General features: G+C 56.7%; 13 protein-coding genes. 3 read left to right on the forward strand and 10 right to left on the reverse strand.

The window, feature by feature from the left end:
- Positions 1-39: 39 nt before the first annotated feature.
- From RRF56_RS17725 to RRF56_RS17740, 4 genes are all read right to left on the reverse strand, one after another.
- Positions 40-1206, reverse strand: coding sequence for an NDP-sugar synthase (locus tag RRF56_RS17725; RefSeq protein WP_317034487.1), 1167 nt, complete (start codon positions 1204-1206; stop codon positions 40-42).
- Between the two features lie 320 nt (positions 1207-1526).
- A complete protein-coding gene (locus tag RRF56_RS17730) occupies positions 1527-2399 on the reverse strand; it encodes a segregation/condensation protein A (protein ID WP_317034488.1) in 873 nt (290 codons plus the stop codon).
- A 71-nt stretch (positions 2400-2470) separates the two neighbouring features.
- A complete protein-coding gene (locus tag RRF56_RS17735) occupies positions 2471-2821 on the reverse strand; it encodes a LapA family protein (RefSeq protein ID WP_317034489.1) in 351 nt (116 codons plus the stop codon).
- A 261-nt stretch (positions 2822-3082) separates the two neighbouring features.
- Entirely contained in the window at positions 3083-3856 is a 774-nt protein-coding gene (locus RRF56_RS17740) for a DUF3153 domain-containing protein (RefSeq protein WP_317034490.1), read from the reverse strand.
- Positions 3857-3986: 130 nt separating this feature from the next.
- On the opposite strand from RRF56_RS17740, the gene RRF56_RS17745 reads away from it, so the two are divergent.
- Positions 3987-6788 carry a cation-translocating P-type ATPase gene (locus RRF56_RS17745; RefSeq protein WP_317034491.1) on the forward strand — a complete coding sequence of 934 codons (2802 nt, stop codon included), beginning with the start codon at positions 3987-3989 and terminating at the stop codon, positions 6786-6788.
- Between the two features lie 232 nt (positions 6789-7020).
- Here the strand turns inward: RRF56_RS17745 and RRF56_RS17750 are convergent, their stop codons facing one another.
- From RRF56_RS17750 to RRF56_RS17770, 5 genes are all read right to left on the reverse strand, one after another.
- Positions 7021-8148, reverse strand: a complete 1128-nt coding sequence (locus RRF56_RS17750) for a fatty acid desaturase family protein (RefSeq protein ID WP_317034492.1) — start codon at positions 8146-8148, stop codon at positions 7021-7023.
- Between the two features lie 435 nt (positions 8149-8583).
- Positions 8584-8994, reverse strand: coding sequence for an alkaline phosphatase family protein (locus RRF56_RS17755; RefSeq protein ID WP_317038364.1), 411 nt, complete (start codon positions 8992-8994; stop codon positions 8584-8586).
- A gap of 21 nt (positions 8995-9015) precedes the next feature.
- Positions 9016-9321, reverse strand: a complete 306-nt coding sequence (locus RRF56_RS17760) for an urease subunit beta (protein ID WP_317034493.1) — start codon at positions 9319-9321, stop codon at positions 9016-9018.
- The gene (locus RRF56_RS17765) at positions 9318-10370 is read right to left on the reverse strand and encodes a S41 family peptidase (protein ID WP_317034494.1); all 1053 of its coding nucleotides are present in this window, start codon (positions 10368-10370) and stop codon (positions 9318-9320) included. The genes RRF56_RS17760 and RRF56_RS17765 overlap by 4 nt, the downstream gene beginning before the upstream one ends.
- Positions 10371-10384: 14 nt before the next feature.
- Positions 10385-10687, reverse strand: coding sequence for an urease subunit gamma (locus tag RRF56_RS17770; protein WP_317034495.1), 303 nt, complete (start codon positions 10685-10687; stop codon positions 10385-10387).
- 223 nt (positions 10688-10910) lie between these two features.
- On the opposite strand from RRF56_RS17770, the gene pgl reads away from it, so the two are divergent.
- Both pgl and RRF56_RS17780 read left to right on the forward strand, forming a co-directional pair.
- Positions 10911-11660, forward strand: coding sequence for a 6-phosphogluconolactonase (gene pgl / locus RRF56_RS17775; RefSeq protein ID WP_317034496.1), 750 nt, complete (start codon positions 10911-10913; stop codon positions 11658-11660).
- A 210-nt stretch (positions 11661-11870) separates the two neighbouring features.
- Positions 11871-12311 (forward strand): FHA domain-containing protein, encoded by a 441-nt coding sequence (locus RRF56_RS17780; RefSeq protein WP_317038365.1) that lies wholly within the window; start codon positions 11871-11873, stop codon positions 12309-12311.
- Positions 12312-12730: 419 nt separating this feature from the next.
- On the opposite strand, the gene metK is transcribed toward RRF56_RS17780, so the two are convergent.
- Positions 12731-13885, reverse strand: coding sequence for a methionine adenosyltransferase (metK, locus tag RRF56_RS17785; protein ID WP_317034497.1), 1155 nt, complete (start codon positions 13883-13885; stop codon positions 12731-12733).
- Positions 13886-14068: the final 183 nt, after the last annotated feature.

Genomic DNA, 14068 nt, shown 5'->3' on the forward strand with positions numbered 1-14068 from the left:
GCCTTTTGGGAATCGGGGTTGTGCAATTCGGATTTGGTATTAGATGTGCTGCTCTAGCAATTCGGCGATCGCACGGTGTTCCACGGGCGGCATAATCGGAAACTCCTGCCGGGTATCGGTGATTAGCCAGTCGAGAGCGGCGGCTTTCATATCAATGGAAGCACCAGTTTTGTCGACGCAGTAGCGACCAAACACCAGTTTGTCCACCAGGCGCACGCCGGGGCCAATGCGCGAATATTCAAAGATCACGCTCTTATCGACGATTGCCCCGCTGCAGATCGAGCAGTTGTTGCCGATGGCGCTGGGGCCAATGATGGTGGCTCCGTCTTCGATGTGGGTCATGCCGCCGATATACACTGGCCCTTCGATGTTGATGTTATCCCAGTTGGCCTTCACATTCAGGCCCGCATAGACGCCCGGGCGAATCTCTTGGCCGGGGATATCGACCAGGTTGACAACGCCCGTGAGCACGTCTTGAATGGCGCGCCAGTAGTCGGGCACTTTACCAATGTCGACCCATTCAAACTCCATGGGAATGCCATAGAAGGGTGCGCCATCGGCCACTAGCTTGGGCAACAGATCGCCCCCAATGTCGAAGGAAACCCCTGAAGGAATGTAGTTAAACACCTCGGGCTCGAAGATATAGATACCGGTGTTGATCTCGGTGCTGAGGGCCTCTTCCACCGAAGGCTTTTCTTGGAAAGATTTGACTTTACCCTCGGAGTCGGTGACTACCACCCCGTAGCTGGGCACCTGCTTGAGGGGCACCGTTTTGGTGATGATGGTGGCAATGGATCCTTTCTCGCGGTGACGACGCACGGCCTCCGTAAGGTCGAGATCGATGAGGGCGTCGCCGCAGAGCACCACAAAGGTGTCGTCAAAGAAGGGCGAAAAGTCTTGAATTTTGCGCATGCCGCCAGCGGAGCCAATGGCGTCGCCCACCAGTTCACCATTTTCTTCGATGCGGCCCTCAAAGGAGTAAGCCAGCTCTACCCCAAAGCGCTGCCCATCGCGAAAGTAGCCCTCGATTTCGTTGGCTAAGTGGCTGACATTCACCATAATCTGGTCAAAGCCGTGTTGGCGAAGCAGTTCAAGCAAAAATTCCATCACCGGCTTCTGCATGATCGGAATCATCGGCTTGGGGATGGTGTAGGTAATAGGCCGAACACGGGTGCCTTTGCCGGCAGCCAGAATCATGGCTTTCATAGAAATTAAGTCCTTTAATTGACGAGAATAGGGTTACAGCAGATCAGTTCTATGTATTGAGGCCAGCATGCCCTAGAACACGGCGGGTTTATATCTCCCTCGGGAGGCAATTGCACTTGGCCATGCTAGCAGTGCCCTCGACTAAGCCACCGATAATACAGCGTCCTTCAAGGAGTTCTCACACTTCCTTTAAGGTAGCCCGGTGAACGAGAAAACGGCAGCCCTGTTGAGCACGCCTTAGCTCTAGCGTAATTTATGCAAACAAGATAAGTATCTGCGACAAAAACGCCAAACGCAGCAGGTTGGGCCTCACTAGGCCCTCAGTCGGGCAGCATGAAGGCTGGCAGGTCGGTGTCTTCGGCGGTCAGGGGGGCGCGGTTGAGGTTTCTCACCCGGAGGTCGCCGTAGAACTGGTCTTGGGCCATTTCGACCTTAGACTGAGCCGAGAGAAACAACAGTCCCCAAAAGACCCCCACCTTTTCGTGCACGGCTTCGGCGTGGGGAGTCTCAAACTCGTGGGCGTCTTCTAGATCGGCAGGTTTGAACTGGGGCCACTGGCGAATTAACTGCTCAAAATCTAGCCACAGGGCCGTTTCGCCCAGCTCGTCGCAATATTGGTCGAGAAAAGCTTCGAGGGCGGCGGCAATTTCGGAAAGGTTTTCTTGGTGGGCTAGCTGGGCGATCGCCCGTACGGCCTGGCGCTGGGGCTGAGGTCTGGCTCGCCTGGCCCGCAGGCGGGGTGTGTGGTCGGCCATCACCGTGGCCATGGTTTCGAGCTGCTGAATCAACTCTTGCAGGGTGACCTGCCTCCGTTGGGGAATGGGGGCCACGGCTCGACGGTGGAGGTGGCGCTCAAGGTTGCGGGGCAGGGGTACTAGCTCCGCAACCTCCTCTTCCCAGGGTGCTTCGTCACTGGCTTCAGCCTCGGCCTGGGCTTCGGCTTCGGCCCGCACCATGGTGTCGGCCTTGAGCAACACCAGCATTGAGGCGTAGAGAAACCCCTGGCCCGACTCCGATAGGTTGGCTTCGTAGGGGGTGCGGCCCTGGCTGGCCAGCGCTTCAGATTGGGTTTTAAGCAGCGACAAAAAGCGATCGATCACGTCGATCACCTTGACATCCCACGGGTCAATTTCGCCCTGATCGGCCAGGTCGATGAGAAATGCGATCGCAGTTTGAGCCAGGGACGATGACATAGGGACTTGCGAGAATTGGCCCTATCTTAACGAACTATCCCAATTCCATTCGCCCAACCTACAGAACCCCCTTACTGAGCCAGGGCTTCCCCCTCATCAACCTTAGCGGCGGGCAGCATCAGGCTTTGTTCTTCTAGCTCAACCTGATAGCGCTGCACGTCTTGTTCGAGCTGCTGAATGCGGATTTCTCGCTGCTGCATTTGCTTACCAAAGGACATATAGCCCTGGACTTGAGCCCAGACGCTAAACACCCAGGCAAACACAGCCCCAATGCCCATCGCCATAATCAGCTCTACGCACAGGGGGGCTTCCACATCCACTCCTGGCGCAATGTGAATAATCACTGGTTCAGTATTCTCAATGCCAAATAGCACTAGGGCTAGGGCAATTACAAAGATAACGACGAAATTTATCTGCCTCATGGCGCTGAGCCTCCCCTCATTAGGTCAAATCGCTAGGTCTATTTAACCAGGCAGACTTTAATTTTGGCGAAAGGTTTTTGGGAAAGGCAGGTTCAAGGTTTTAGGTTTCGGGTTTCAGGTTTCGGCATCCCCTCCTGGGAGGGGCAGGGGTGGGTTAATCGGGTTTCAGGTTTCGGCATCCCCTCCTGGGAGGGGCAGGGGTGGGTTAATCGGGTTTCAGGTTTTAGGCCGAACACCCGAAACCAACCCCCCGCTTCAACCCTAAACCCTTCTCGCGACTCGGTAGCGGAGGCCGTAGCCAGCGAGCACCAGGGCCACAATGCCGAGGGTGCCGAGGGCGATCGCGTTCGGGAGCCAGAAACTGGCATCAATAACTGTGATCTGGCCGGGTTCAAGCTGCCAGGTGGCTCCAGTGGCGTCTTGCTGGGTGGGTGGGGTAGCGGCGGGCGCAAGCTGGGCTAAGCCCCAGGGCGTCTGAAGACGAAAGTGCAGATCGGCCCAGGCAGCACTGGCGGCAGCGTCGCCGTTGGCGGGTAGGTCTTGGAGGTCGAGGCTGTAGGTGAGGTGGGTGCGGCTGGCAAAGACCCAGTTGGTTTGCTCGAGGTCGAGGGCAAAGGGCACTGGCCCCCAGCCGGGCAGTTGTAGATAGGTGGGGCTGTCTACAAGCGAAGCGGTGTCTGGAACGCGGTCTGGATTGCCACTCGGGTCAGCCGAGAACAACTGCTGAAAGCGATTGGCCAAGTCGGGGGCGGTGCCAAAGGGCACGATCAGGGTAATAATTTGGGAATTTTGGCTGAGTTGGCCACCGAAGGTTTGCGATCGCACCTTTAGCTCCTCCAGCCAGGGCTCTAGGGTGGGCTGAGCCAGTGCGGCCCCGCGATCGCTGAGCTCAATGGTCTGCTCGATCTGGCCGTGGGTGTGGTGGTCAAAGCGCAGGGTGAGGTCGTAGCGCAGACAGCCGCTGAGCAACAGCGGTAGTACCAGGGCCAGTACTCGCCACGGGAGCCGTTTAAACCCAGCGTTAAGGTATTTCATGGGCCTTTGGTACCCCCCCTGTGTGATGGGCCAAGCCATAGGCCAAAATCCCTTTCCTTCAACTGTTCCACAGCCTTAACCAACGCTATACCATTAAAACAATAGACCCAACGGTAGCCGGTAGCGTTGCATGACTGACCTTTCTCCCGCCCCAGCACCTGCCTGGCACACAATTGGCATTGACGAAGCCCTAGAAAAGCTAGAGAGCCATGGCAGCACTGGCCTGAGCGCCCAGGCCGTGATCGATCGCCGCCGTCAGTACGGCCCCAATGAACTAGAGGAAACTGGAGGCCGCCCCACCTGGCGGATTTTGCTCGACCAGTTCACCAACATTATGCTGGTGATGCTGATGGCGGTAGCGGTAGTGTCGGCGGTGCTGTCGCTGCGGGCAGAAGAATTTCCAAAAGATGCGATCGCTATCTTTGCGATCGTCATTCTCAACGGCGTGCTCGGCTACCTGCAAGAGAGCCGAGCCGAAAAGGCCCTAGCCGCCCTCAAGCAAATGGCCTCCCCCAGCGTGCGAGTGCGGCGCGATGGTCGCCTGCAAGAAGTACCTTCTCCAGACCTGGTGCCGGGCGACATTATGCTGCTCGAAGCGGGAGACCAGGTAGCCGCCGACGGTCGCCTGCTGGAGGCGAGCAACCTGCAACTGCGCGAATCGGCCCTGACCGGAGAAGCCCAGGGAGTCAACAAGCAGGCCACCCGTACCCTCGCTGCTGACACCGCCCTGGCCGATCGCAAAAACCTGGTATACGCGGGCACTGAGGTGGTGCAGGGCCGGGGCCAGGTGCTGGTCACCCAGACCGGTATGGGCACCGAGCTAGGCCGCATTGCCACCATGCTGCAAGGGGTCGAAACCGAGCCCACCCCGCTACAACAGCGCATGACCCAACTGGGCAATGTGCTGGTCACCGGATCGCTGACGTTGGTGGCCCTGGTGGTGGGCGGCGGGGTTATCTTTGGTGGCTGGCAAGCCTTTGAGCGCCTGCTAGAAGTGGCCCTGAGTATGGCGGTGGCCGTGGTGCCCGAGGGGTTGCCAGCGGTGATCACCGTCACCCTGGCCATTGGTACCCAGCGGATGGTGCGCCGCCACGCCCTGATTCGTCGCCTGCCTGCGGTCGAAACCCTAGGGTCGGTAACGACGATTTGCTCCGACAAGACCGGCACCCTAACCCAAAACAAAATGGTGGTGCAGCAGGTGCGTACCCTCTCCCAGGCGCTAACCGTGACTGGGGAAGGCTACGCGCCTGAAGGCGAGTTTGTCGGCGGCGGGCAGCCTATAGACCCTCGCCAGGTGCCCGATGTCGGGCTGTTGCTGGTGGATGGCCTGCTGTGTAATGACTCTGTACTGCAAAAAGAGGCGGGCGACTGGGCGATTATGGGCGACCCCACCGAGGGGGCGCTGGTGGTGATGGCCGCTAAAAGTGGCCTCGATCGCCACCGTTTGGGTCACGAATTGCAGCGGGTGGTAGAGTTCCCTTTTTCGTCAGAACGCAAGCGCATGAGCGTGGTGCTGAGCGGTGTCGAGGCCTTGGGGGTTGATTTGACCCTGCCGGGGGAGGTCGCCCAGGCTACTTATTTAATGCTGGCCAAGGGGTCACCGGAAATGCTGCTCGACTGCTGCACTAGCGGCCTCAAGGGCAGCGATCCATTACCGCTGAACCAGGAAATGCGATCGCACATTCTGGCCAACAATACCGAGATGGCGGCCCAGGGTCTGCGGGTGCTGGGATTTGCCTACCGGCCTCTCGACACAGTGCCCCCCGAGGGCGACCCCGACCAGGCTGAGAAAGGTCTAGTGTGGCTGGGCCTGGTGGGCATGATCGACGCCCTGCGGCCCGAGGTGCGGGTGGCGGTGCAGCGCTGCCGAGCCGCTGGCATTCGCCCGATGATGATCACCGGCGACCACCAGCTGACGGCCATGGCGATCGCCCAAGACCTGGGCATTGCCGACGCCCAGGCCCGTTCTCTCAGCGGGGCTGACCTTGAAGCTATGGATCAGACCGAGCTAGAGGCGGTCGTTAAGCAGGTAAATATCTACGCCCGGGTGTCGCCCGAGCACAAGCTGCGCATTGTCAAAGCCCTGCAAAAAGATCACCAGATTGTCGCCATGACCGGCGACGGCGTCAACGATGCCCCTGCCCTCAAACAGGCCGAAATTGGCATCGCCATGGGTATTACCGGCACAGACGTCAGCAAAGAGGCCAGCGACATGGTGCTGCTCGACGACAACTTTGCCACCATCGTCGCCGCCACCGAAGAGGGCCGGGTGGTCTACACCAACATTCGCCGGTTTGTGAAGTACATTCTGGGCTCCAACATTGGCGAATTGCTGACGATCGCCCTCTCACCGCTAATTTTGCCAATTCTCGATGTGCCCCTTACGCCCCTGCAAATTTTGTGGATGAACCTGGTCACCGACGGCTTTCCGGCCCTGGCCCTGGCGGTCGAACCCGCCGAACCCGATGTGATGGAGCAGCCCCCCCACGACCCCCAGGAGGGCATTTTTGCCCGGGGGCTAGGGGCCTATATGGTGCGAATCGGCGTGGTGTTTGCCGTGATTTCTATAACCATGATGGTGTGGGCCTACAACTGGTCTCAGCAGGGGGGCGACCCCGAGCGCTGGAAAACCATGGTGTTTACTACCCTCTGTTTGGCTCAGATGGGCCATGCGATCGCAGTTCGCTCCAGCACCCGCCTCACAGTTGAGATGTCGCCCTGGTCGAACCCCTTTGTGCTGGCCTCAGTCATGCTCACCCTGGTGCTCCAGCTGATGCTGATCTATGTCACCCCCCTGCGCAATTTCTTTGGCACCCAGTTGCTCAGCCCGTTAGAATTGCTGATCTGCTTTGGCTTTAGCACCCTGCTGTTTGTTTGGGTCGAAGCCGAAAAAATCTACCGTCGCCTCACAGGCAAAGTGGCGAGGGATTAATCTGATTTCACGCTATATCCTATCCCTGCCATGGGTTTTGCTAATATGAAATTCGGCCTGGCTACCCCCGATTGGTTGAGGGCAAACAACCGTTTGCCCCTACGGGTTGACCCATTTGGAACCGGGGGTATGGAATTCGGATTCGGTATAAGACCTTTAATGCTAAGCCTTGGCAAAACCCAAAATCATGTTGCATAGTGACTGTGGTCAGCGTCTCACTGAACTTGGCTGCTTAGCAGATAGTGGTCGTACAGGAGGTTGGCTCAATATCATGGCTGCCGGAAAGAGGACAGGCAACTACCGTTTTCCCTTTCAAGTCTGTAAAAGTGGTCTCAGTTTTGTAATGGCGGGGAGTTTTCAGCATCAAGCGCCAGGCCTCAGAGGCATCTAGCAAATTAAAGCGATCGCCGTAGTGAGCCTGTAGCAGAGCTTGAACCTGCGGATAGTAGTTTGAGTTGACACCTGGAAAGATATGGTGCTCTGTGTGATACGAAAAGTTTAGGTGCAATAGATCAAATAGCTTAGGAACTCTAATGGAAATGCTATTCATGAGCGGATCATTTACCTCAGTCATACGACACAACATGTGGTTGGTGTAGACATAGAACATGATGCCAGCGTACCCAATCCAAAGGGGTAGGAAGTAGCTGAGAACGAGCTTGACAGGATGAAAACCCAGATACGATACGATGCCTAAATGGATACCCAGAATAACTAGGAACTCCAGGGCGATCGCCTTCCTTTCTTTTGAACTCACCCTGAAAGCGGCTGGAGGATAGTTGGTCAAGCCGTTATTGAATAACAGTACAGAGCTTAGATTACGGAACATATGAATTCCCCATGCGTGACCCATACCCACAGCTAACCAAAGCAAATTCACTTCTGCAGAAGGAACAAAGAGGTTCTGAATCCACTTTCCCCAGTTGTTAGGGTGCTCATATAAGTAATTTCGATCGGGATCTTGTGAGGAGTTCGTTTTGCTATGGTGCTCTCGATTGTGCACAGCCTTCCAAAACGTCGGCGGGGTCCACAGCATAGTCAGTCCAATCAGGCTAATAGCTTGTCTGACGAATGGATGCTTAATTGCTTTGCTGTGCAGTAGATCGTGGGTACTAAATAACAAAACAATAATGCTGTTTCCCATAACCAAAGAAAATGGCAAATAGAGCCATAGCCACTGCCAGTTCCATCGATCAAGGTCATGGGCAATGGCCCAACCCAAGATCAGAATTGCCCCATTAATTAACAGCAGCCACACGCTATTGTAATTGGGCAAAAAAGCCTCAGGAGGGAGCAATGGACGCATTTTTTTTGCATACTCCGCCTGGGTATTCCAAAACTCACGATCTGTATAATTCATAAATTTTTGCAAGTTTTTTGCCAGGTTTGTTTACGTCGATTGCGATGTCTAATGACATAATATCCGAGCAATTTTAGGCACATCCATCACCTATAATTTCTGATAATCCTTTGCTGAAAATTTTAACAGTTCTAGCAGAGATTATGTTCACTAATTTTGCGCCTAAAAATCAACATATTGGATGTTGTGTTTTTGGTATTGGTTGTGCTATCGGCATCTTCCTGGCATGTCTGTGCGGCGTTAAAAATTGGAGATTTTACGCCGCACGGATGAATGTTTTTCAAATGAAGTTCGCAAGCATTTTTATCAAGAGTTTATAGCGAAAATTCTAAAGTTTTTAGCCAGGTCAGGCCCTGCGTTGGGTCTGATGGCACAGAGAATATTGGCAAAGGTTGGAGATGATCCGCTGCCGCACAACTGTCCGTCATTCTTGCCCTAAATTGCCAGCACCTTACCCCGTAACCCCGCTGGCGGGTCAATACCGTAGCGGTGCAGCAGGGTTGGCAGCAGGTCGTAGAGCTGTGCGCCCTCCAGCACCTGACCGCCCTGGGGTGCTTTGGGGTCATAGAAAATCATGAGTCCCAACGGTGCGTGGTTGGCGTCATCGGGGCCGGTGTCGTTTTCGATAGTGTAGAGGCCGCCTGTGCCCACGCTGCCTACCGATCGCCAGGCCAAATCGTCAAAGGTCATCATGCAGCTCCAGGCGGGCACGGTGATGGCGGGAATGCTGCTCTCTAGCCTGCCGTAGCTGCCGCCTGCCATCAGTCGAGAGAGGTTGGGCAAGTCTGGCCGCCCCTGGTCAAACACCAAACCCGGGGCCATACAGTCAAGGCCGATGACCAGCAGGCGGAGGGTAGGCCTGGAAAACTACAGCGCCCCTTCGACCTGGGCATTGAAGCCGTAGACCCGCCGCTCCCCAGCCAAGGGCACCAGTGTCACATCGCGCTCATCGCCCGGCTCAAACCGCACCGCCGTCCCAGCGGGGATATCGAGCCGCATGCCCCGCGCCCGATCGCGCTCAAAGCTCAGGGCCGCATTCACCTCAAAAAAGTGAAAGTGGGAACCCACTTGGATCGGGCGATCGCCTGTGTTAGCCACCGCCAGGGTCACCGTCTCTTTACCCGCATTCAGCTCAATTTCGCCCTCGGCGGGCAGCAGTTCTCCAGGAATCATTTGGGGCCTCCTAGGTTGGCAATTAAATCTTGACGCGCCCGCTGGAGCGATCGCTCCACCCTGGGCAAGGTTTCCTCCAGTTCGCGGCGGGCTACGCCCTCGGCCCCAGTTTCCAGCAGGTGGTTAATGGCCATCAAGTGGGCCGTATCGAGGGCGGTTTCCGCCGGTACTTTAACGGTAGGAATCACCCCCGTCCCATCCCAGTTTTTGCCGGTGACGGGGTTGATTGCCTGGCCCGTGGGCATAAACACCCAAAAGTGATCGTGCAGACGAAAGCCCCGTCCAGGGTTGGCCCCGCCCCGCGTGGTTTCGCCGACTACGGCCCCGCGCTTCAGCACTTGCAGGTTGTAGGCAAACTCCTCCGCCGCCGAAAAGGTCTCGGGGCTGGTGAGGGCAAACACCGGCTTGTCGAGGTAGCGCTGCCCCGGTACGTAGGGCACCGTCCACCACTGGTGGGTTTCGTCAGTCTCGCTCCAGTACAAGTCGTTGAGGTGAGTCGGCGGATGGGCGGGCAACAGGTAGCTGCACAGCAGCGCCACCGTGGCCGGAGAGCCGCCCTGGTTGTAGCGCAGGTCAAAGATCAGGGCGTCGGTGTGGGCTACCAGGGTCATAGCTGCCGCCAGGGCGTCGCCGGCAAACTCCGGCGGCTCAAAGCTAAACAGCTGGATGTAGCCTACGTTTCCCGGCAGGCGCTCCACCCGGTTAATGTCAAAATTGCGGCGGCGGCTAGCCTGGCTCTGGCGCTCTAGTTCCTCAGCGCTAGGAATCGCATCAGGCTCAATGTGGGGTAGAGGGACGGGGCTAAAGTGCAGACGCAGGTTGCGATCGCCGCTCATCTGCTGTAGCTGGGCCGTCAGCGTATCGGCCAACTGCTGCCCGCCCGTAATCTCGCCATAGCCGCCGGTTTCCCGCCGCTGCTCAATGTCAGCCTGAATTTTTTCGGCCACTTCCGGAAACACATAGGCATCCAGCTGGGTCACCAGTGCCCCCAGCACGGCATCTAGACTGGTCGCATCGAAAGAAATATCCTGAGAGCTAGAGGCCGACACAGCAATGCATTCCCCTACCGAATGGGTTCATGAACAGTAACCAGCTTAGTGCCATCGGGAAAAGTTGCCTCCACCTGCACCTCGTGGATCATCTCCGCTACCCCATCCATCACATCGGCTCTGGCCAGCAGGGTCGTGCCGTAGCTCATCAGGTCAGCCACAGTGCGGCCATCCCGTGCCCCCTCTAAAATTGCTGCCGAAATATAGGCTACCGCTTCAGGATGGTTGAGCTTTAGCCCCCGGTCTTTACGGCGCTCAGCTACCAGGGCAGCCGTGAAAATGAGCAGCTTGTCTTTTTCCTGGGGAGTGAGTTGCATGGGCCAAGCGATCCGTTGGGAGAAGAGGATAGAGCTAATCGTAAGCTTTCAAGGTTTTGGGCGGCTTGTCAACCAGAGAATGAACAGTCTGGGCCTAAGCGTTGGCGATGGCTTAGAAAGTAAAGCTTAAGTCACTGAGGTTAGGGCCTGAACTGAGGTAGGGTGCGTTATGAAAAGTTGATAAGCACACCTCTCTGGGACCGCCGATCGGTGGAATCTACCTATGACTGCGCCCCTGATTGAAATTTTGGCCGACAAGCCTGCTCTCGTGCAGCGGGCCTTAACTCTCACCGTAGAGGCCATCCATGCCGCCGTAGCAGACCATGGCTACTGCACCCTCGCCCTTGCCGGGGGCAGTACCCCCAAGCCGCTATACATGGGCCTGGCCAAGCAAGACCTCCCCTGGGATAAAATCTATATCTTTTGGGGTGACGAACGCTACGTGCCCGTCGATCACCCCGACAGCAACGCGGGTATGGCCAAGGCCGCCTGGCTCGACCAGGTGCCGATTCCTCCCGATCACATTTTGCTGACTCCGACCTTAGAGGGTGATCCTGCCGCCTCGGCCAGCCAGTACGAAGCTATGGTCAGAGCCATATTTGGCAGACTCCAGGGCACATCATCCGATCAGGTACCCGAGTTTGACCTGATTTTGCTGGGTATGGGCGACGATGGCCACACGGCTTCGCTATTTCCCCACACCGATGCGCTGGCCGTGAGCGATCGCCTGATTACCGTCGGCTACAAAGGCAGCGATCCCCGTATTACCTTTACCGCACCTTTGATCAACCACAGCCGAGGGGTGATGTTCTTAGTGGCTGGAGCCGACAAACAAACTGCCCTAGCCCAGGTATTTGCTCCCGATGGCGATGATCAGTCTTACCCATCTCGCCTGATACGCCCCCAGGGCACCCTGCGCTGGCTGCTCGATCAGCAGGCTGTTGGCGACCTTGACCTGGGCCATCTGAGCTAACCTTGGGTGGCCTGACTACCCCTGGTTACCCTAAATAAAAAATTAGGTTAGGGGTTGTACTCCTCTCATAGATCTTTCTCGACCTAGACTATTATCTAGGCAGTGGATTCCCTGGTTGGGGAGCCGCCGCTGCTGGGACTGAAGCTAGGCTGTGGGCTGCCAGACTCTTCTATGATTAGAAACTACAGGGATCGTTTTTGATTGAGTAATGTGATTACCCTTTCGCTGCTCCATCCTCTCCACAAAACTCCGGTACAAAGCTGGTCCTTTGAACAGGAAGCTGTGGTTCGCATTGGTCGCTCGACCGATAACAACGTGGTTCTCTACAGTGCAGTAGTGTCTCGCCATCACGTCGAAATCTACCGCACCGATCCGGGCTGGGTGGTGAAGAGCATTGGCACCAACGGCACCTACCTAGAAGGGCGTCGTATTACCGAGGTACCGGTAGAAGATGGCATAGTTATCCGCCTAGCGCGATCGGGTCCCAACATTCAGATTCATATGACAGAGGAAAAGCGCGACCCGCTCAAAGAACTGCTCAACCGCCGCCGCGTCGAAGAAAGTCAAGAGATCGACCAAAGCACTCGCCACGAACCCCCCGCCAACGATAAGGCGGCCCTGCCCCATCAGACCACGATCATCAATCATTAGGGTTCAACCGCTAGCTTCTCATCGCTGCCTTTAGAACTGCTAGAACACTGGCACAGAAACCCGGTTTCTCGGCCAGAAAGCTAGTTCAACCGTTGACGCAGCGATGAAGAAACCGGGTTTTTAGCCAACCGTACCAATGCTTAGGAGATTTCTCGAAAAGAAGATCCCCGCTTTATCCGGCGATTGTAGCCACCGTAGGGTGGGCACTGCCCACCCTTGGGGAAAAAGTTTCCCAGAAGTCGCCTTAATACCAAATCCGATTTGGTAAACCCCGGTTCATAATCCAGGAACCCCGTAGGAGCGTAGCATGCTGCGCTCCTACTACAAATCGGGGGTATTCGTTCAGGATTCAGTATAAGGCGCTGGCTCCAAGGCGATCGCCCATTGAAGTCAGCGCCTTAAGCATTTCACCGCCAGGCCTAGAGCGCTGCTTTGAGCGCGGTGGCCTTATCGGTTTTCTCCCAGGTAAAGTCGGGTAGTTCGCGACCAAAGTGACCGTAGGCCGCCGTCTGCTGATAGATCGGGCGACGCAGATCGAGCATGTCGATCAGCCCCTGGGGCCGGAGGTCAAAGTGTTGACGCACCAGGTCGGCAATGGTGTTGTCGTCTACTTTGCCTGTGCCAAAGGTGTTGATCGAAATCGAGGTCGGCTGAGCCACCCCGATCGCATAGGAAACCTGAATTTCGCAGCGATCGGCCAGGCCCGCTGCCACAATGTTTTTGGCCACGTAGCGCCCAGCGTAGGCCGCCGAGCGATCGACCTTGGTAGGGTCTTTGCCAGAGAACGCGCCGCCGCCGTGACGGGCCATGCCGCCGTAAGTATCGACAATGATCTTGCGCCCGGTGAGGCCACAGTCACCCACGGGGCCGCCGATAATAAACTGCCCCGTCGGGTTGATGTGGTACTGGGTATCGGCGTGGAGCCACTCGCTGGGCAGCACTGGCTTGACAATTTCTTCCATCACCGCTTCGCGAATATCGGCCTGGGAGATATCGGGGTCGTGCTGGGTGGAAAGTACGACCGCCTCAACTGCTACAGGCTTTAGGTTTTCGTAGCGCAGTGTCACCTGACTCTTGGCATCGGGGCGCAGCCAGGGCAGCACGCCGTGCTTGCGCAAGTGAGCCTGGCGCTCTACCAGCCGGTGGGCGTAGTAAATGGGGGCGGGCATGAGGGTGTCGGTTTCGTTGGTGGCATAGCCAAACATCAGCCCCTGGTCGCCTGCGCCCAGGTCTTTATCGGTGGCCACATCCACCCCCATGGCAATGTCTGACGACTGCTTACCAATGGCATTGAGTACCGCACAAGAGGCCCCATCAAAGCCCACGTTAGAGCTGTCGTAGCCAATGCCTAAAATGACATTGCGCACGATGTCTTCGAGGTCAACGTAGGTGTTGGTTCGCACTTCTCCGGCAATCACGGCCATACCGGTTTTAACCAGCGTCTCGACCGCCACTCGGGCATGCAGATCTTCTTTGAGAATGGCGTCTAAGACGGCATCGGAGATCTGGTCAGCCATTTTGTCAGGATGGCCCTCAGAGACTGACTCAGAGGTGAAAATGCTGTACTCACTCATGGAATAGGCCTAACCAGTAGCAAAAGGAATGTTCGCCCAGCCAACCAGGACTGAATCGCATTCAAAAGTCTACCAAAGTTTAGCGGTGGTGCCAGCACACGCCTGGTCTTGGACCTACCCTAGAGCGCAATCAGGGGGAGCGAGATCGGCAGGCGCGATCGCCCATCGCCCCCACCCATTTAG

The organism is Nodosilinea sp. E11, from assembly GCF_032813545.1.
Lineage (GTDB): Bacteria > Cyanobacteriota > Cyanobacteriia > Phormidesmidales > Phormidesmidaceae > Nodosilinea.